This is a genomic window from Microlunatus kandeliicorticis (assembly GCF_014137855.1).
Lineage (GTDB): Bacteria > Actinomycetota > Actinomycetes > Propionibacteriales > Propionibacteriaceae > Microlunatus > Microlunatus kandeliicorticis.
On sequence record NZ_JACGWT010000001.1, the window covers coordinates 390,199 to 409,030 of the forward strand.

Consider the following 18,832-nt stretch of genomic DNA (forward strand, 5'->3'; position numbering starts at 1 on the left):
CCTGAGCACTGACCTCCACGTGCCCTGAGCTCTGACCCCCACGTGCCCTGAGCACTGACCTCCCTGCGCCCTGAGCCTGTCGAAGGGCCTGCCCTCAGCGGCGGATCCGGTTGCGGACGGCGAGCGCGGTGGCCACCGCTCCGACGGCCGCGCCGGCCACCCCGGTGCCGAGCAGCCCGGCCTTGGCCGCCCGCCGGTGGGTCCGGAAGTCGCGGATCTGCCAGCCCTCGCGGGCCGCGTGCCGGGCCAGCCGGAAGTCCGGGTTGATCGCCGAGGGCCGGCCGACCGCGGTGAGCATCGGTAGGTCGTTCGAGGAGTCGGAGTAGGCGAAGCACCGCTCGAGGTCGAGCCCGCGCTCGGCGGCCAGCCGGCGGACCGCCTCACCCTTGGCCGGGCCGTGCAGCAGCTCGCCACGCAACCGGCCGGTGTAGACGCCCTCGACGTGCTCGGCGGTGGTGCCGAGCGCGCCGGTCATCCCGAGCCGGGTGGCGATGATGGTGGCCATCTCCACCGGTGCCGCGGTGACCAGCCAGACCTCCTGGCCGACGTCGAGGTGCATCTGGGCGATGGCCCGGGTGCCCGGCCAGATCCGCGCGGCGATCGACTCCTCGTAGATCTCCTCGCCGATCTCCTGGATCTCGGCCACGGTGTGCCCGGCGATGAACCCGAGGGTGGCCTGCCGGGCCTGCTCGATGTGCCCGGCGTTCTCGCGGCCGGCCAGCCGGAACCAGACCTGCAGCCACAGCCCCTTGACGATCAGCCGCATCGGGAAGAAGTCGCGGCGGTAGAGCCCCTTGGCCAGGTGGAACATCGACGCGCCCTGGACCACCGTGTTGTCGACGTCGAAGAACGCCGCGGCCCGCGGGTCCGGCTCGATCGGCGCCGGGGTGGCGGCCGGGACGACGGTGGGTGCTGCCTGCTCGGCCTCGCGGATGGTGTCCGGACGGGGTGCGCTGAGCACGGCCTCGGCCCGGCGGCGCTCCGCCTTAGCCACCCGGCGTTCGGCCCGGGCCAGCCGGCGCTCGGCGCGGGCGACCTGTCGCCGGCCGTGCCCGCCGAAGCTGTGTCGCCGGGGCTTGCGGGGCCGGGCCGGACGGGTCCCGTCCGTCGGGCTCCGGCGTCCGGGAGACGGGGCCGGGTCGGCTTGCGCGGCCTCCGGGACGGGACCGTCGCCGGGCGTGGCGGACGGCTCCGGACGACTCACGCGCTCACCCTAGTCTCCGCTCCGGACGGGGCGGCCGAACCGGCCCGCGCGACCCGTCCGAACGGCTCCCCGGGACCCCCGGCTGTGGAAGGATCCGACCCGTGACCTCCTCCGCCGCCGACGTGCCGGCCCGCGTGCTGGTGCTGACCCGCGTGGGCTGCCACCTGTGCGACGAGGCGCTCCGGGTGGTCGCCGAGGTGTGCGCGGAGACCGGCGACACCTGGGTCGCCCGCGACATCGACGAGGACCCGGACCTGCGGGCCCGGTTCACCGACGAGGTGCCGGTCACCTTCGTCGACGGACGCCAGCACGACTTCTGGCGGGTGGACGCCGCCCGCCTCCGCCAGGCGTTGACCGAGCCGGGGCTGCGCCCGGCCTGATCCGCGGACCCGTGCGGGAGCCGTGACGCGCGCCGAGCCCGTCGAAGCGCTCCGATCACGCGCGCTGACACCGTCGGAGCACCGGTCGTAGGCTGGTCCGATGCTGTTCGACGCCCGCACCCTGAGCGGGATCGCGGACGGCAGCATCACGACCACCTACCGCCGCTGGGCCGCGCCGCGGGTCCGCGCCGGGGGCAGCCAGCTGACCAAGGTGGGCCGGGTCTCGTTCACCAGCGTCGAGCAGGTCGACCCGGCCCGGCTGACCGCACGCGACCTCCGCGGCACCGGCTTCGACAGCGTGGCCGCCCTGCTCGCCCGGGCCGACGGCCGCGACCGCGGCGACCTGCCGCTGTGGCGGATCCGGCTGGTGCTGGCCGGGGAGGACCCCCGGGTCGCGCTCCGCGCCGACGCCCACCTGGACGACCGGACGCTGGCCTCGCTCGACGCCTCGCTCGACCGGATGGACGCCGCCGCCGACCACCCGTGGACCCGCGACGTCCTGGCCCTGATCGGGCGCCGCCCCGGAGTGGTCTCCACCGAGCTGGCCGCCGAGCGCGGCGAGGAGCGCTACTTCTTCAAGAACCGGGTCCGGCGGCTCAAGACCCTGGGCCTCACCGAGAGCCTGGAGGTCGGCTACCGGCTGTCCCCGCGCGGGGAGGCGTTCCTGAGGCTGCACGGGTCCGATGCGGCCCGCCGGCCCGGCACCACCTAGACTCGTCCCAGCAGTCCGTCGAGCGTCTCGCCCCGGACTGCCGGCGACTCGGGCACACGGCCTGATTCCGCCCCGCACTCTCCGCGCCGACGACGGCGCGTCGAGAGTTCCGTTCGGCGAGACACCGAAAGCGTGTGTCCACAGTTGTCCAGTTCCTCCTTCGCCTCGTTCGGCGTGCCCGCAGACCTCGTCCGGGTGCTCGCCGAGCGTGACATCACCCAGCCCACCCCCATCCAGGCCGCGACCCTGGCCGACGCGATCGGCGGCCGCGACGTGCTCGGCCGCGGCCGCACCGGCTCCGGCAAGACCTACGCCTTCCTGCTGCCGCTGGTCACCCGGCTGGCCGCAGGGCGCGATCGCCGCCGCCCGCGCCAGCCGCGGGCGCTGATCCTGGCTCCGACCCGTGAGCTCGTCACCCAGATCGACGAGTCCCTGCAGCCGCTGGCCGCGGCCACCGGGCTGCGCACCCGTACCGTCTTCGGCGGCGTCGGCCAGGGCCCGCAGGCGCAGGCGCTGGCCGCCGGCGTCGACGTCCTGGTCGCCTGCCCGGGCCGGCTCGAGGACCTCATCAAGCAGGGCCTGTGCCGGCTCGACCAGGTGCAGGTCACCGTGCTCGACGAGGCCGACCACATGGCCGACCTCGGCTTCCTGCCCGCCGTCACCCGGCTGCTCGCGCAGACCGCGCCGACCGGCCAGCGGCTGTTCTTCTCCGCCACCCTCGACCGCGGGGTGGACGGGCTGGTCAAGCGGTTCCTCCGCAAGCCCGCGGTCCACCACGCCGACTCCGTCGAGGCCCCGGTGACCGCGATGGAGCACCACGTGCTCCAGGTCTCGGCGGCCGACCGGATCGACGTCGCCGTCGACCTGGCCGCCGCCCCCGGCCGGACGGTGATCTTCACCCGCACCAAGTCGCGGGCCAAGGCGCTCACCCGGCAGCTCAACGCCCGCGGCGTCCCGGCGGTCGAGCTGCACGGCAACCTCGGCCAGTCGGCGCGGACCCGCAACATGGAGGCCTTCCACTCCGGTCGGGCCGAGACACTGGTCGCCACCGACATCGCGGCCCGCGGCATCCACGTCGACGACGTCGCGCTGGTGCTGCACGCCGACCCGCCCGCCGAGTCCAAGGCCTACCTGCACCGCTCGGGTCGCACCGCACGCGCCGGCAAGGCGGGCACCGTGGTCACGCTGATGACCCCGGACCAGATCGGCGACGTCCGGGCGCTGACCCGGGCCGCCGGGATCCGGCCCACCACCACCGTGCTCTCCGGGCCGTCGGACCCGGTGCTGCGGACCATCGCCGAGGGTGAGCGCCGGTTCCAGACCGTCGTGGCCCCGGTGGCCGAGCCGGTCGAGGCCGGCCGGGGTCGGGGCACCGGCGGCCAGCGCGGCCGCGGGCGGCGACCCGCGGGCTCGGCGCCCCGCGGCACCGGCTCCACCACCGGCTCGACCACCGGCTCCAGCAAGGGCTCGGGCCAGGGCCGCCGCCGGTCACGGGGTCGCTCGGGCGCCGCGGCCACGCCGACCGCCGCGAGCAGCACCGGCGCGCGGACCGGTTCCCGCTCCGGGGGCCAGGCCGCCGCGCGCGGTGCCGCGACGACCGCGGCGCGCAGCCACTCGGCCAGCAACTTCAGCCGCCGGGTCCGGAGCCGCTGAGGCCCACCCGCCCCCACCTGCGCCCCGACCAGACGCTCGTCGGGGCAGGATGGGGCGGATGAGCCCACGCGACCTCCCCGACGGCACCGAGCCGCTGCGGGGGACCGGTCCACGGATCCGCGACGTCGAGGTGGTCCCGGTGGCCGGTCGCGACAGCATGCTGCTCAACCTGAGCGGTGCGCACGGCCCGTTCTTCACCCGGACGGTCTGCCTGGTCACCGACGAGGACGGCCGGGTCGGTCTCGGCGAGGTGCCCGGCGGAGACGCGATCGTCCGCACGCTCCGCGACGCGGCGCCGCTGCTGATCGGCCGGCCGGTCGCGCAGTACCGACGGCTGCTCGCCGCCGTGGCCGCCCGCTTCGCGGACCGCGACGCCGGCGGTCGCGGGCGGCAGACCTTCGACCAGCGGGTCGCCGTCCACGCGGTCACCGCGCTGGAGTCGTGCCTGCTCGACCTCTTCGGGCAGGTGCTCGGTCTCGGGGTCGCCGACCTGCTGGGCGACGGACGGCAGCGCGAGGTCGTCCCGGTGCTCGGCTATCTGTTCTACGTCGGCGATGCCGCCCGGACGGACCTGTCCTACGAGCAGCCCGACCCAGCCGCCGCTCCCGGCAGCTGGGCCGACCTGCGGCGGCGTCCGGTCCTGACCCCCGAGGCGGTGGTCGCGCTGGCCGAGGCCGCGGTCGCCCGCTACGGGTTCGCCGACCTCAAGCTCAAGGGCGGTGTGTTCGCCCCCGACGCCGAGGCCGAGGCGGTGACCGCGCTGCACCGCCGGTTCCCGGCCGCGCGGATCACCCTCGACCCGAACGGCTGCTGGTCGCTCGCCGAGGCCGTCCGGCTGGTCGACGGCCTCGAACCCGGCACCCTCGCCTACGCCGAGGACCCGGTGGGCGCCGAGGGCGGCTACAGCGGCCGCGAGGTGATGGCCGAGTTCCGCCGGGCCACCGGGCTGCCCACCGCGACCAACATGATCGCCACCGACTGGCGTCAGCTCGGGCACGCCGTCCGCGCCCAGGCCGTCGACATTCCGCTCGCCGACCCCCATTTCTGGACCCTGCGCGGTGCCGTCCGGGTCGCGCAGCTGTGCGCCGACTGGGGCCTGACCTGGGGCTCGCACTCGAACAACCACTTCGACGTCTCGCTGGCCGTGATCGCCCACGTCGGCGCCGCCGCCCCGGACCCGGTCACCGCGCTCGACACGCACTGGATCTGGCAGGACGGCCAGCGGCTGACCCTCGACCCGCCGGTGATCCGCGACGGCGGCCTGCGGGTGCCCGACGGGCCCGGGCTCGGCGTCCGGATCGACCGGGAGGCGCTCGCCGCCGCCCACGAGCTCCACCAGCAGCACGGCCTCGGCGCCCGCGACGACGCCGCGGCGATGCAGTTCCTGGCCCCGGGCTGGACCTTCGACCCGAAGCGGCCCGCGCTGGCCAGGACCGGCCCGGCGGAGCGGTCGTGAAGGCGGTGGTGCTCGGCGTCTCCGGGCTGACCGGGCGGGCGGTCGCGGCCGAGCTCGCCGTGCACGGCTGGCAGGTCGTCGGCACCGGACGCGACGCCGGCCGGTTCCCGGCCGCGCTGGCCGAGCGCGGGGTCGGCTTCGTCCGGTCCGACCGGACCTCGCGCGCCGAGCTGGCGGCGGTGCTCGGGCCCGGTGCCGACCTGGTCGTCGACTGCGTCTGCTACACCGGCGCCCAGGCCCGCGACCTGGTCGAGCACGCCCCGGGCATCGGCTCGGCGGTGGTGCTGTCGAGCAAGGCCGTCTACGTGGACGACCACGGCCGCGGCAGCAACACCGACGAACCGCCCGACTTCGGTGGCCCGGTGACCGAGACCCGGGCGACGCTGCCGCCGGACTGGTCGGGCGACTACGACAGCCGCGAGGGCTACGGCGGCAACAAGGTGGCGGCCGAGCAGGTGCTGCTCGACAGCGGCTGGCCGGTGTCGGTGCTCCGGCCGTCCCGGATCCACGGGGTCGGCGGGGCCCGGCCGCGCGAGTGGTTCGTGGTCCGCCGGGTGCTCGACGGCCGGACCCGGGTGCCGCTCGCCCACGGCGGACGCACCGCCAACCACCCGAACGCCGCCGTCAACCTGGCCCGGCTGGTGCGCACCTGCGCCGAGCACCCCGGCACCCGGGTGCTCAACGCCGCCGACCCGGACACCCCCACCGCCGCCGAGGTGGTCACCGCGGTCGCCGCGGCGTGCGGCGCGGCGCTGGAACCGGTCGGTCTGCCCGACGAGGTGCCGGGCGGGGGCAACCCGTGGTCGACCTGGCCGCCCTACCTGCTCGACACCGCCGCGGCGCGGGCTCTCGGCTGGCAGCCGGTGGGGACCTACGCCGAGGTGGTCCGGCTCGAGACGGACTGGCTGACCGGGCTCGAACCGGTCGCGCGCGATGCGCTCGACGCCGACCCCTACTTCGCCGGGTCGTTCGACTACGCCGCCGAGGACGCGCTGCTCGCCGACCTGGGTCGGCGCTGAGAAATCCCTGTCCCAGCAGCGATCCGGGCCGTCACGGACCGACCGTGACGACGCCGTGACCTGCCCCGGACGCGGTCGTGACCGGCCGGTCCTAACGTCCCTTCCATGATCATCAACCACCTGTCCGGCCGCCGCGTCGCCGCCGTGCTCGCCGCCGCCGCCGTCAGCACCGGTCTCGCCGCCACCCTGTCGCCCGCGGCGCAGGCCGCCACCACCAGCCCGGCCCCGGCCGTCGCCGCCTACCGCGCGCCCGCGGCCACCGCCGCCGACCTGAAGATCACCGTCAAGCCGATCCACGACAACTCGGCCGGTGCCTCCTACGTCGACCTCGTCTACACCAACGTCAGCCGGCACGCCGTCTCGATCAAGGGCTACGCCGGGCTGTCGTTCGTCGCCCACCGCACCGCGCACCACGCCGGCACCCAGGTCGGCAAGCCCGCCGTCTGGCTGACCAACCGTCGGGCCGTGCTGGTCACCCTGAAGCCGGGGCAGAGCACCACCCAGATCGTCACCGTCGAGGACGCGCTCAACTTCGGCTCCCCGAAGCACCACACGGTGATGACCAGCGGCTTCCGGGTCTACGTCCCGGGGTCGAGGACGTCGGTGTTCGTGAAGTACCGCGTGCTGGCCAGCACCCGCCACGTGGCCCAGCTCCGCGAGGACCCGATCGGCGCCCGGATCTGATCCGGTCTCAGCCGATCAGCAGGCCCGCGGCGAGACCGACCGCGCCGATCAGCATGGCCAGCGAGGTGTCCTTGAGCACCGGGATCAGCTCCCGGCCGAGCGCCCCGCGCAGCACCAGCCTGATCGCGCGGCCGGCCGCCAGCGGGCCGGCCAGCCCGAGCAGAGCCCACCAGGCCCCGCTCAGCGCGGCGATCAGCACCACCAGCACCGCCGCGCCGAGCTGCAGCCCCACGTAGAACGTCCGGGTGCCGCGGTCGCCGAGCCGGGTGGCCAGCGTCCGCTTCCCGGCCACCTGGTCGCCGGGGATGTCGCGCAGGTTGTTGGCCACCAGTGCCGCGGTGGCCAACAACCCGGCCTGCACCGCGCCGAGCACGGTCACCCCGGTGATCCGGCCGGTCTGGATCAGCACCGTGCCGCAGACCGCGACCAGCCCGAAGAACACGAAGACGAAGACCTCGCCGAGGCCGAGGTAGCCGTAGGGCCGCCGGCCGCCGGTGTAGTACCAGGCGGCGAGCACCGAAGCGGCCCCGACCAGCAGCAGCCACCACAGTCCGGACAGCACCACCGCGGCCAGCCCGGCCACCGCGGCCACCCCGAAGGCGAGGAACGCGGCCCGCTTGACCGCCGCGGGCCGGGCGATCCCGCTGCCCACCAGCCGCATCGGGCCGACCCGGTCGGCGTCGGTGCCGCGGATGCCGTCGGAGTAGTCGTTGGCGTAGTTGACGCCGATGTCGAGGGCCAGCGACACCACCAGCGCGAGCACCGCCAGCAGCGGGCGGAGACCGCCCTCGAGCCCGGCCAACCCGGTGCCGACCACCACCGGGGCGATCGCGATCGGCCAGATCCGCGGCCGGGCTCCGGCCAGCCACTGCGCGGCCGTCGGCGTCCCCGTCGTGCTCACGGGCGTCCCGCCGGGCTCGTGGCCGCCGGCTCTGCGGCGAGCTCGGTGACCAGCCTCGTGCGGTCCGGTTTGCCGCTGCTGGTCCGCGGCACCGGGCGGCGGACCACCTGACGCGGCAGCGCGGCGGCCGGCAGCCGATCGGCGAGCACGCCGCGGACGGCCGTCAGATCGAGGTCGCGGCTGCTGACCAGCACGACCCGGGTGCCCCACTCGGTGTCGGCAACACCGACCGCGACCGCCTCGGGGTCGGCCAGCACCTGCTGGGCCGCTCGTTCGACCGCGGCCAAGTCGACGTTCACGCCGCCGCTGATCACCACGTCGTCGGTGCGCCCGAGGATCTCCAGGGTCCCCTCGGCGGACAGCCGACCGCGGTCGGAGGTGGCGAACCGACGCCGGCCGCCGGCGGTGTCGAGCACCTCCGCGGTCAGGTCCGGGCGCAGCCGGTAGCCGGCGAACACCGGCGCGCCGGTGATCCGGACCCGGCCCACCCCGTCGCCGACTCGCTCCGCGTCGAGGTCGTCGAGGTCGATCCCGACGCCGTCGAGCGGCACCCCGTCGTAGACGCAGCCGCCGCAGGTCTCGCTCATCCCGTAGGTGGTGCGGACCCGCACCCCGGCCGAGCGGGCCCGGTCGAGCAGCTCGGCCGGAGTGGCGGCGCCGCCGAGCAGGACGCCGTCCAGCGCCGCCAGCCGCCGGGTCAGCCGCGGGTCGGCGAGGGCGCGGACCAGCTGGGTCGGCACCACCGACAGATAGCGCGGGCGCTCGGCCGGCGCGAGGGTGGCCAGCCCGGACAGGTCGGCGCCGACCGCGACCACCGGGGTGCCGGCGACCACCGCCCGGGCCACCACCATCAGTCCGGCCACGTAGTGGGTCGGCAGCGCGAGCAGCCACTCGCCGGGTCCGCCGACCCGTCGGTGGGTCGCCCGGGCCGAGGCGACGATCCCGTCCCGGGTGAGCACCACGCCCTTGGGTCGGCCGGTCGACCCGGAGGTTGCCACCACCACGGCGGCGTCGTCCTCGTCGACCGGCCGGTCGGGCTGCAGCATGGCCAGCGCCTGCTCGCGTTCGAGGTCGTGACTCGGCAGCGGGGCCAGCACCCGGTCGGCGCCGTCGAGCACCGCGGCCAGCTCGGCGCGCAGCCGGTCGAGGCCGCCCGGATCGGTCGGCACGGTCGTCAGCTGCGCCACGCGGTCATCCTCGCCGGTCCCCGCCGGAGCGCCCAAATCCGCTCGTAGGCTGGCGCGGTGCCCGCCGACGACCAGCCGCGCGTCTACGCGATCGCCATGCGGCAGCGGTTCCGCGGGATCACCGAGCGCCAGGGCGTGCTCTGGCGCGGACGGGCCGGCTGGACCGAGTGGAGCCCGTTCCTCGACTACGACGACGCCACCGCGGCCGCCTGGCTGGCCGCCGCCGACGAGGCCGCCGAGCAGGGCTTCCCGGCGCCGGTCCGGGACCGGGTCCCGGTCAACTGCACGGTGCCCGCGGTGGACCCCGCCACCGCACACCGGCTGGTCGCCGCGTCGGGCTGCCGGACGGCAAAGGTCAAGGTGGCCGAGCCCGGCCAGCGGCTCGACGACGACCGCGAACGGGTGGCCGCCGTCCGGGACGCGCTCGGCGCCGCCGGCCGGGTCCGGGTGGACGCCAACGGCGGCTGGGACGTCGACACCGCGGTCGAGGCGCTGACGGCGCTCGACCGCTGGGACCTCGAGTACGCCGAGCAGCCGTGTCCGCGGGTCGAGGACCTGGCCGCGCTCCGCGTCCGGCTGGCGGGGAAGGGACGCTCGGTGCCGGTGGCCGCCGACGAGTCGATCCGGCGGGCCGCCGACCCCTACCGGGTGGCCGAGCTCGAGGCTGCCGACGTCGCGGTGCTCAAGGTGCAGCCGCTCGGCGGCGTCCGGGCCTGTCTGGAGATCGCCGAGCGGATCGGGCTGCCGGTGGTGGTCTCCAGCGCGCTCGAGACCGGCGTCGGGCTCGCCGCCGGGCTGGCGCTGGCCGCGGCCCTGCCCGAGCTGCCGTACGCCTGCGGACTCAACACCGGCCCGCTGCTCACCGACGATCCGGTGGCCGCGCCGCTCCGCGCCGTCGACGGCGTGATGCCGGTGCCCACCCAGGACGCGCTGGTGCTCGACGAGGCGGCCTGGTCGCGCTGCGCCGCCGGCGTGCGGACCGCCGAGGGCTGGGCCGAGCGGCTGGCCCGGGTCCGGGGGGTGCTCGGTGCACGCGACACCGAGGGCCCGCGCGACGGGGGAGCCCGGTGAACACCGCCACGTCGGCGGCCCGGCTGGTCGTCGACCAGCTGGTCGGCTGGGGCGTCACCGACGCGGTGCTGGCGCCCGGGTCGCGGAGCGCGCCGCTCGCGTACGCGCTGGAAACGGCCGACCGCCGGGGACAGCTGCGGCTGCACGTCCGGATCGACGAACGCGGGGCCGGCTTCCTCGCGCTCGGGCTGGCCCGGGCCACCGGGCGCTGCGTCCCGGTGGTCACGACCTCGGGGACGGCCGCCGCCAACCTGCACCCGGCGGTGCTCGAGGCCCGGCACAGCGGGGTCCCGCTGCTGGTGGTCACGGCCGACCGGCCGACCGCGCTCCGCGACCGCGGGGCCAACCAGACCACCACCCAGAACGGGCTCTACGCCGCAGCCGTGCGAGCCGAGGCCCAGCTCGACGCCGCCGACCAGGACCCGGCCGGCTGGCGGCACCAGCTGGCCCGGCTGGTCACCGCCGCACAGGGGCTCCGGACCCGGACGCCCGGGCCGGTGCACCTCAACCTCGGGCTCGTCGAGCCGCTGCTCCCACCTGCCGACGACCTCGACGGTCCCGGACCGGCGGTCGCCGGTCCGGCGGTGGTGCAGGCGGCCCGACCGGACCCGCCCGAGGTGCTGCCCGCAGGGCCACCGACCGTGGTGCTGGTCGGCGACGCGCGACCGGCGGTCGGGGCCGCGGCGGTCGCCCTGGCCCGGGCGTCCGGGCTGCCGCTGCTGGCCGAACCGTCGAGCAACGCGCGGGTGGCCGAGGCGGTGGCGGGCTACCGGCTGCTGCTCGGCGACGACCGGCCGGAGGCGGTGCGCCGCCGGATCGAGCGGGTGATCATGGTCGGTCACCCGACGCTGTCCCGGCCGGTGACCCGGCTGCTCGGACGGTCCGACGTCGAGCTGGTCGTGGTCGCCGACGGGGCCGAGTGGGTCGACCCCGGTGCGCGAGCCGCCCGGGTCTGCGACGCGGTCCGGCTCGACGGGCCCGGCGATCCGGGCTGGCTCGCCGCCTGGCGGGACGCCGACCGCGCGCTGCGACCGCGGGTCGAGGCGGTGCTCGCGGGAGCCGGGGTGACCGGGCCGGCGGTGGCCGAACGGGTCTGGCGCTCGTCGGGCGCCGACGACGTGCTGGTCGCCGGGTCGTCGAACCCGATCCGCGACCTCGACCTCGCCGGACCCCACCCGGCGCCGCCGGAGGTGCACGCGAACCGCGGGCTCGCCGGGATCGACGGGACGCTGTCCACGGCCATCGGGATCGCCCTCGGCACCGGACGTCCGACCACGGCGCTGGTCGGCGACCTCACCTTCCTGCACGACGTCACCGCGCTCGCCGTCGGACCGGCGGAGCCGCGGCCCGACCTGCGGATCGTGGTGGTCAACGACGACGGCGGCAGCATCTTCGCCACCCTCGAGCAGGGCGGACCCGACCACGCCGGGCCGTTCGAGCGGGTCTTCGGCACCCCGCACCACGCCGACCTCGGCGCGATCTGCGCCGGTTTCGGGGTGCCGTTCCGCCGGGCCACCACCCTCGACGAACTCGACGCGGTGCTGGCGACCCCGCCGCGGGGCCTCGAGGTGGTCGAGGTCCCGCTCGACCGCACCCGACGCCGCGACCTCGACGCAGCCCTCCGCGCCCTGGTGCGCTGACGCGTGGGTTGAGCTTGTCGAAGCCCTGGGTGGAGACGTGGGCTGAGCTTGTCGAAGCCCCGGGTGGAGACGGTGGCTGAGCTTGTCGAGGCCCTGGGTGGGGGCGGTGGCTGAGCTTGTCGAGGCCCTGGGTGGGGGCGGTGGCTGAGCCTGTCGAAGCCCCGGGTGGGAACGGTGGCTGAGCTTGTCGAAGCCCCGGGTGGGAACGGTGGCTGAGCTTGTCGAAGCCGTGCTCGTGCGCTCAGCGCGTAAAAGCCTGTCGGGTTTCCGTGCACTTCGACAGGCTCAGTGCACGGTGTGCAGTCCCGTGGGCTGAGCGGTTGCACTTCGACAGGCTCGGTGCGCGCGGGTGTGCAGTCCCGTGGCAGAGCGGTGGCACTTCGACAGGCTCAGTGCGCGTGGGCGCGGTGCCGTCGGCTGAGCTTGTCGAAGCCCTCGGTGGGGACGGTGGCTGAGCTTGTCGAAGCCCTTTTTCCTGCACCTCGACAGGCTCAGTGCGCGTGGGTGCGGTCCCGTCGGCTGAGCTTGTCGAAGCCCGCTGGGTTCCCGTGCACTTCGACAGGCTCAGTGCACGGGGTGCGGTCCCGTGGGCTGAGCGGTGGCACTTCGACAGGCTCAGTGTGCGTGGGTGCGATCACACTTCGAGAGGCTCCGGGCACGTGGGTGCGCGATCAGGGAGCGGCGGGGTGGACCACGGCGGCGAGGGCGGCGATGTCGGCGGGGCCGACCTGGCAGCAGCCGCCGACGAAGCGGGCGCCGGCGTCGATCCAGGCGCGGGCGACCGTGACGTCGATCTGCGGCTCGTCGATCCAGCGGTGCTCGACGGCGTCCCAGCCGGAGCCGCGGTTGGGATAGACGACCCCGGGTTTCCCGGTGGCGCCGACCTGCTCGAGGGCGGGAAGCACCTCGGCCGGGTCGGAGCAGTTGATCCCGACCGCGATCACCGCGGGGCAGCCGGCGACCAGGGCGAACGCCTCGTCGAGCGGCTGACCGGCCCGGGTCCGGCCGCGGGCCACCGTGTAGCTGAACCATGCGGTCAGCCCGGTCCGGGCGTGCAGGTCGGCGAGCAGGTCGACCAGCACCGCCGCCTCGTCGAGGTCCGGGACGGTCTCGACCGCCAGCAGGTCGGGCCCGGCCGCGGCGAGCAGCTCGAGCCGGTCGGCGTGGAAGGCACGCAGGGCGGCCGCCGGCACCCCGTACCGACCGCGGTACTCCGACCCGTCGGCCAGCACCGCCCCGTACGGACCGACCGAGGCCGCCACCAGCCGCGGCCGGTCCCGCGGGTCCTCGGCGTCGACCGCGTCGCGCACCTCCCGGGCCAGGGTCACGCTCCGCTGGATCGCCCGCTCCGCCTCGACCGCGCTCAGCCCGGCGTGGACGAACCCCTCGGTGCTCGCCTGGTAGCTCGCGGTGGTCGCCACCTCCGCCCCGGCGTCGAAGTAGGTCCGGTGCGCCGCGGCGATCTCGCCGGGCGCCTCCTGGAGCAATCGCGCGGTCCACAGCTGGCCGCCGAGCCGGTGGCCACGCTCGGCCAGGGCGTCGGACAGCCCGCCGTCCAGCACGACCGTCCGGTCCGCGCTGGTCACGGCTGCGACCGCAACCAGTCCCGGACCCGGGCGGTGGCGATCACGTCGTCCTCGTTGTAGGCGAGCAGCCGCTCGCGGGCCGCGCGGCGCTCGGTCCCGGTCTCGCCGTGGACGGCGTCGAGGAACCAGCGCTGCGAGTTCAGCCCGCCCGGGTCGTCGTCGCGCCAGGCGAAACCGGCGCCGTCGCTGGCCACCACCTTGAGCCCCAGACCGCGCGCCCCGAAGAAGTGGGCCTTGACCACGCCGAGCAGGTCGACGAACCCGCCGAGCCCGGCCAGACCCCCACGCCCGGTGGCGAATGCGTCGACCCAGGCGAACAGCTCGTGCTGGTCCGGTGTGGCCCCCGGGTCGGTCGCCAGCCGGTGCAGGTGGTTCGTCTCGAACTCGGAGTAGTGGTAGACCCCGGTCCGCCCGCCGGCCAGCACCGTCTCCCGGAGCCAACCGAGCGCCTCGGCGGCCAGCGCCCGCTCCGCCTCGTCGTCGAGGTCCTCGAACGCGGCGAAGGACCGGTAGCGGCCGCCGAGCAGGAAGCCCCACAGATAGACCCGGCCGTCGGCCGAGGTCTCGATGTCGAGGTCGACCTCGGTGGCGAACGCCGGCCCGTCGGCCGGCACCCGGATCGGGCCGTCGGTGGTCCGGACGAAGGCGACGTCGGCCAGCAGCATCCGGGCCCGCCGGGCGGCCGCGGCCAGCCGGTCGGCCGCACTGGTCCGGTGCGCGACCTCGGGCAGGTACCAGACCGCGACCTCGTCGAGATCGGCCGCGGCCAGCTGCGCGACCGTCCGGATGCCGTGGGCCCGCAGGGTGCCGATCTCGCGGATGTCGAGCGCCCCGGACCCGATCCGCAGGCTGATGTCGTCGGGGTCGAGCCGGGTGGCGCAGTGCTCCCACCACTCGCAGCGCCCGCACTCCTTGACCACCACCGGCTCGACCAGCGGGGCCGGCGGGTCCGGCTGGTCCTGACGGCGCGCGACCTCGGCCACCGCCACCCGGAAGCCGAACTCGTGGTCGTAGCGCTCGAGCGGGCTGTGCAGCGTCCACCCCTCGCCCGACGCCGCGCCCTCGTCCGCGCGGGTGCGGTCCGACCGCGGGTCGGCGCTGCGCGAGAACGTCCGGAGCAGCGGCTCGTCGAGGTCGACCCAGGTCACCAAGGTGCGTCCGGCCCAGTCGTCGGTGCCGACCAGCATCGCGGCGGGCCGCCCGGGGGCCGACCAGCCGGCCGCCTCGAGCATCCGGTGGTAGTGCGCGACCTGGAGCAGATCGGCCTCGCGGGTGTGGGTCCGGAACCCGTAGCCCCACTTGCGCACCGCGCGGTCCCGGGCCGGCGCGTCGAGCTCGGCGAGCAGCAGCGCCGTGTTCGGACGGGTGGTGCCGGTCAGCGTCCGGCGTTCGTGCAGCTTGTGCCACTTGATCTCGCCGGCGTGATAGCCGTGGCGGCCGTCGGGACGTCGTCCGCCGCGGACCAGCAGATCGACCGATCCGAGCCGGCCGGCGGTGCCGTCGGTCCGGCCGGCCGCGCCCCGGCCGACGGTTCGCTCCGATCCGCCGGAGCCGTTCGCGCCGTCGGCCAGCGTCGGGGGAAGCAGCGCACCGACGATCAGGTCGACGCCGTCGGCCACCGCCTGCGCCGAGGCCGCCTGCTGCACCGGCCACGGCTGGTCGGCGAGCAGCCGCAGGTCGACGACGCTGAGCCCGCTCTCCCGGACGAGCCGGTCGACCACCGCGCTCTCGAACCCGTCGCCGCCGTTGAACAGCTCCTGCAGCGTCTCGTCCGGCTGCCAGCTGACCGTGGCCACCGTCGGGTCGAACTGGTTGTGGGTCTTCACCGCGCAGCTGCGGGCGGCGTACGCATTGAGCCAGATCGGGCCGTCGGCCGCTCCGCTGCCGACCTCGCCCGAGGGTGCGCCGACCTCGGGACCGGTCGGGGCTCCGTCGGGCACCGGCCGGTCGTCGAGGCCGAGCCGGCCGGCCAGTCCGAGCCGGTGGGTCAGGTCGAGCCCGGAGCGGCCGCTGCTCACCGCGCGACCGCCCGGTGCAGCGCGACGATCCCCCCGGAGAGGTTGCGCCACCGGACCTCGCCCCAGCCGGCCGCGCCGATCAGCTCGGCCAGCGCACGCTGGTCGGGCCAGGCCAGGATCGACTCGGCCAGGTAGACGTAGGCCGACGGGCTGGGGGAGAGCCGGCGGGCGATCCGGGGCAGCGCCGCCAGCAGGTAGTTGCGGTAGACCGAGCGGAACGCGGCCGAGGTCGGCTGGGAGAACTCGCAGATCACCATCCGGCCCCCCGGCCGGGTCACCCGCCGCAGCTCGGCCAGCGCGGCCGCGGTGTCCTCGACGTTGCGCAGCCCGAAGGAGATCGTCACCGCGTCGAAGACGCCGTCGCCGAAGGGCAGCCGGAGCGCGTCCCCGGCGACGAACCAGAAGTCCGGACGGCGGCGCTTGCCCACCGTCAGCATCCCCAGCGACAGGTCGGTCGGCACCACCTGGGCGCCGGCCTCGGCGAACGGCACGCTCGAGGTGCCGGTGCCGGCGGCGAGGTCGAGCACCCGCTCGCCGCGGCGGGCCCCGACGGCCTGGGTCACCCGGCGCCGCCAGACCCGGTCCTGGCCGAGCGACAGCACGTCGTTGGTCAGGTCGTAGCGGCCGGCGACCGCGTCGAACATCTCCGCGACGTCGGCCCGGCGCTTGGCCAGGGTGGCGCGGTGGTCGCCCGGAGCGGTCACCGGGGCGGAAGGATCGGACACGCGTTCAGCCTGCCATGCGGCACCGACAAGTCCGGGTGCTCGCCGCTGAGCAGCGGGCTCAGCTCAGAGCTTCACCACGGCGAACGGCGTCATCGTCGGAGCGGTCGGCGTCGACCCGGCCCGCTCGACGGTGATGGCCAGGGCACCCGCCCGGTCGATGTCCCCGGTCATGAAGACCCGCTGGTTGGTGCCGGCGACGAAGGTCGTGTCGCGGACCGGCTGACCCGACCCGGGCACCGTCCACAGCTGCCAGACCCTGTCGGCGCCCGGGCTGCGGACGTCGGCGGCCACCAGCATCGCCTGGTTGAGCCGCTTCGACACCACGTAGGAGACCGGGGTGCCGTCGTTGAGCGTGGTCGCGTAGACCGTGGCGTCGGGGGCGTTGAGCAGCGCCGACTCGCGCTGGTTGAGCTGCTGCCCGGCGACCTGCGCCTGCTGCTGCTGCTCGAGCTGTCGGTTGAGGTTGACCGCCCAGCCACCGGCGCCGACGGCGATCACCGCGGCGGCGGCCGCCACCGCGATCCAGGCCCGACCGCGGCCGGTCCGCCGCTCACGCCGCTCGCGGGCCGCGCCGAGATCGGCCACCGTTCCCCCGCTGCGTTCGGCGACGGTCCCGCGGACCCCGTCCTCGCTCGCGCTCGCCGTCCGGCTGTCGGGCTCGCCGCTCTGCCGGCTGTCCGGCTGGCTGTCCGGCTGGCCGTCCGGCTGGCCGTCGAGCTGCGCGGCGTGCCGCGGCCCGTCGGCGGCCTCGATCGGGGGCAGCTGCGCGGTCCCCGCGATGGCGGCCAGCACGTTGCTGCGCACAGCCGGGGGCGGGGCCACCTCGATCACCCCGTCGAGCTCGGTCAGCGCCTCGCGGAAGGAGCGGACCTCCTCGCGGCACTGCGCGCAGTCGTGCAGGTGCGCCTCGAACTCGCTCAGCTCGGTGCCGGTCAGCGCGTGCACCGCGTAGCTGCCGCTGAGCTCGTGCAGCGACTCCTCGATGGGCGGGGTCATGCGTTCACCCCCAGCACCGACCGGAGGCCGCTGAGGCCGTCGCGGATCCGGGTCTTGACGGTGCCCAGCGGCACGCCGAGGTGCTCGGCGACCTGGCTCTGGCTGTAGCCGCCGAAGTAGGCGAGGGTCAGCGCCTCGCGCTGGATGCTGGTGAGCTGGGCCATCCCCTCACGCACGCGCTCGACGTCGAGCCGCTGGTCGACACCGGCCCAGACCTCGTCGTGCGCGACCTCGACGGTGTGCTCGGCGTACTTCACGTCGCGCGCGGTCTCGCTGGTCACCGAACGCACCCGGTCGACGGCACGGCGGTGCGCCATCGTGGTGATCCAGGCCAGCACCGAGCCGCGGCCGGCCGAGTAGCGGGTCGCCTGTCGCCAGACGTCGACGAAGACCTCCTGGGTGACCTCGGCGGCGTGGTCGGGCGAGCGGAGGACGCGCAGCGCGACGCCGTGGACCCGGGCACTGGTGCGGTCATAGAGCTCGGCGAAGGCCTGCTGGTCACCCTCGGCGGCCGCGGCGAGCAGAGCGGCGAGCTGGTCGTTGCCGCGCTCGGGGCGGTCCTCGGGAAGCTCGGACGAACCGGCGGAGGCGGGGTCGTCCCCGCCGTGCACCGCGCCGTCCATGGAGGCAGCTTCTCACATGCGCTGTAAAACCCGCGGGTGCGAATCCCGGGCACGGCGGTGCGCAGGCTGACGCCTCTGCTCATGCCACCTCCGCCCGCTCCCCGGCCGCCGTGCGACCGGTCGTCCGTCCCGTCACCGTTGGTTCGCAGCGGGATCCGTCCCGGATTGGGCGAACCGCCTCCGGGTGCCGTGAGGTGGGTCCGTTCTCAGTCGGCCCGCAGCACGGCAGCTTCGCCGGGTTCGTCCGGCGCGGACGGAACAGGCAGAATCAGTGACTATGGCCAAGGGCAGCAACACCGTCGTCAGGGTGTCCGGACTCCGTCGGGCGTTCGGGTCGACGGTGATCCTCGACCGCTTCAACCTCCAGGTGCGTGAGGGTGAGGCGATCGCGCTGACCGGCCGCAACGGGGCCGGCAAGTCGACGCTGCTCCGGCTGCTGGTCGGCGCCGACAAGGCCGACGAGGGCACCATCGAGGTCTGCGGCACCCCGATGACCGAGACCTCGGCGGCGATCCGTCGCGACATGGCCACCGTCATCGACGACCTCGACTTCTTCCCCGACCTCAGCGTGGTCGAGCACCTCGACCTGCTGGCCCGCGCCCACGGCGTCGAGAACCCCGACCCGCTGGTCGACGAGGTGCTCGAGGAGGTCCAGCTGGTGCCGCAGTCCGGCCAGCTGCCCGGGACGCTCTCCTCGGGTCAGCGCCGCCGGCTGGCGCTGGCCACCGCCTTCGTCCGGCCGCGCCGGCTGCTCATCCTCGACGAGCCCGAGCAGCGGCTCGACGTCGAGGGCGTCACCTGGCTGGCCAACCGGCTCAAGAACGAGCGCGAGCAGGGGCTGGCCATCATCTTCGCGAGCCACGAGCCCCGACTGGTGCAGACCGTGGCCACCCGGGTGGTGACGCTCGGTGCGCCGCGCGCCGGCGCCGAGAACCTGCTCGCCGGCACCGACCCCGACGAGGTCCTCAGCGCCGACG

Annotated in this window: 16 protein-coding genes and 1 pseudogene; 9 read left to right on the forward strand and 8 right to left on the reverse strand. The window is 75.6% G+C overall.

From position 1 onward, the window contains the following. Positions 1 to 94: 94 nt before the first annotated feature. The gene (locus FHX74_RS01765) at positions 95 to 1,204 is read right to left on the reverse strand and encodes an HAD family hydrolase (RefSeq protein ID WP_328823565.1); all 1,110 of its coding nucleotides are present in this window, start codon (positions 1,202 to 1,204) and stop codon (positions 95 to 97) included. A gap of 101 nt (positions 1,205 to 1,305) precedes the next feature. Here FHX74_RS01765 and FHX74_RS01770 point away from each other — a divergent pair, with 101 nt between their 5' ends. From FHX74_RS01770 to FHX74_RS01795, 6 genes are all read left to right on the forward strand, one after another. Then, entirely contained in the window at positions 1,306 to 1,584 is a 279-nt protein-coding gene (locus tag FHX74_RS01770; RefSeq protein WP_328823566.1) for a glutaredoxin family protein, read from the forward strand. A gap of 100 nt (positions 1,585 to 1,684) precedes the next feature. Then, entirely contained in the window at positions 1,685 to 2,296 is a 612-nt protein-coding gene (locus FHX74_RS01775; RefSeq protein ID WP_182558360.1) for an ASCH domain-containing protein, read from the forward strand. A gap of 144 nt (positions 2,297 to 2,440) precedes the next feature. Next, positions 2,441 to 3,949: a DEAD/DEAH box helicase gene (locus tag FHX74_RS01780; RefSeq protein ID WP_220483374.1), complete on the forward strand. Its 1,509-nt coding sequence runs from the start codon at positions 2,441 to 2,443 to the stop codon at positions 3,947 to 3,949. Positions 3,950 to 4,007: 58 nt separating this feature from the next. Then, complete coding sequence (locus tag FHX74_RS01785; protein WP_182558362.1) at positions 4,008 to 5,405, forward strand: enolase C-terminal domain-like protein; 1,398 nt, start codon at positions 4,008 to 4,010, stop codon at positions 5,403 to 5,405. Further along, complete coding sequence (locus FHX74_RS01790) at positions 5,402 to 6,424, forward strand: NAD-dependent epimerase/dehydratase family protein (protein WP_220483375.1); 1,023 nt, start codon at positions 5,402 to 5,404, stop codon at positions 6,422 to 6,424. Before FHX74_RS01785 ends, FHX74_RS01790 begins: the two co-directional genes overlap by 4 nt. A gap of 105 nt (positions 6,425 to 6,529) precedes the next feature. Continuing rightward, the gene (locus FHX74_RS01795; RefSeq protein ID WP_182558363.1) at positions 6,530 to 7,108 is read left to right on the forward strand and encodes a DUF4232 domain-containing protein; all 579 of its coding nucleotides are present in this window, start codon (positions 6,530 to 6,532) and stop codon (positions 7,106 to 7,108) included. A 7-nt stretch (positions 7,109 to 7,115) separates the two neighbouring features. Here the strand turns inward: FHX74_RS01795 and FHX74_RS01800 are convergent, their stop codons facing one another. Next, positions 7,116 to 8,009: a 1,4-dihydroxy-2-naphthoate polyprenyltransferase gene (locus FHX74_RS01800; RefSeq protein ID WP_182558364.1), complete on the reverse strand. Its 894-nt coding sequence runs from the start codon at positions 8,007 to 8,009 to the stop codon at positions 7,116 to 7,118. Next, positions 8,006 to 9,196, reverse strand: a complete 1,191-nt coding sequence (locus FHX74_RS01805; protein WP_182558365.1) for an AMP-binding protein — start codon at positions 9,194 to 9,196, stop codon at positions 8,006 to 8,008. Before FHX74_RS01805 ends, FHX74_RS01800 begins: the two co-directional genes overlap by 4 nt. 57 nt (positions 9,197 to 9,253) lie before the next feature. On the opposite strand from FHX74_RS01805, the gene FHX74_RS01810 reads away from it, so the two are divergent. Both FHX74_RS01810 and menD read left to right on the forward strand, forming a co-directional pair. Next, a complete protein-coding gene (locus FHX74_RS01810; protein ID WP_328823567.1) occupies positions 9,254 to 10,267 on the forward strand; it encodes an o-succinylbenzoate synthase in 1,014 nt (337 codons plus the stop codon). Continuing rightward, entirely contained in the window at positions 10,264 to 11,907 is a 1,644-nt protein-coding gene (gene menD, locus FHX74_RS01815; RefSeq protein WP_182558366.1) for a 2-succinyl-5-enolpyruvyl-6-hydroxy-3-cyclohexene-1-carboxylic-acid synthase, read from the forward strand. The genes FHX74_RS01810 and menD overlap by 4 nt, the downstream gene beginning before the upstream one ends. Before the next feature lie 671 nt (positions 11,908 to 12,578). Here menD and mmuM read toward each other — a convergent pair. From mmuM to sigK, 5 genes are all read right to left on the reverse strand, one after another. Further along, on the reverse strand, positions 12,579 to 13,493 hold the full coding sequence (gene mmuM, locus FHX74_RS01820; protein ID WP_328823568.1) for a homocysteine S-methyltransferase: 915 nt from the start codon (positions 13,491 to 13,493) through the stop codon (positions 12,579 to 12,581). Next, the gene (locus FHX74_RS20875) at positions 13,490 to 15,511 is read right to left on the reverse strand and encodes a TM0106 family RecB-like putative nuclease (protein WP_182558367.1); all 2,022 of its coding nucleotides are present in this window, start codon (positions 15,509 to 15,511) and stop codon (positions 13,490 to 13,492) included. Before FHX74_RS20875 ends, mmuM begins: the two co-directional genes overlap by 4 nt. Beyond that, complete coding sequence (locus tag FHX74_RS01830) at positions 15,508 to 16,236, reverse strand: demethylmenaquinone methyltransferase (protein ID WP_328823569.1); 729 nt, start codon at positions 16,234 to 16,236, stop codon at positions 15,508 to 15,510. The genes FHX74_RS20875 and FHX74_RS01830 overlap by 4 nt, the downstream gene beginning before the upstream one ends. A gap of 63 nt (positions 16,237 to 16,299) precedes the next feature. Next, positions 16,300 to 17,232 carry an anti-sigma factor gene (locus FHX74_RS01835; RefSeq protein WP_182558368.1) on the reverse strand — a complete coding sequence of 311 codons (933 nt, stop codon included), beginning with the start codon at positions 17,230 to 17,232 and terminating at the stop codon, positions 16,300 to 16,302. Next, on the reverse strand, positions 17,229 to 17,855 hold the full coding sequence (gene sigK, locus FHX74_RS01840) for an ECF RNA polymerase sigma factor SigK (protein ID WP_182558369.1): 627 nt from the start codon (positions 17,853 to 17,855) through the stop codon (positions 17,229 to 17,231). Before sigK ends, FHX74_RS01835 begins: the two co-directional genes overlap by 4 nt. Before the next feature lie 271 nt (positions 17,856 to 18,126). Here sigK and FHX74_RS01845 point away from each other — a divergent pair. Next, positions 18,127 to 18,777: pseudogene (locus FHX74_RS01845) on the forward strand (ABC transporter ATP-binding protein); the annotation flags it as partial. Between the last annotated feature and the right edge of the window lie 55 nt (positions 18,778 to 18,832).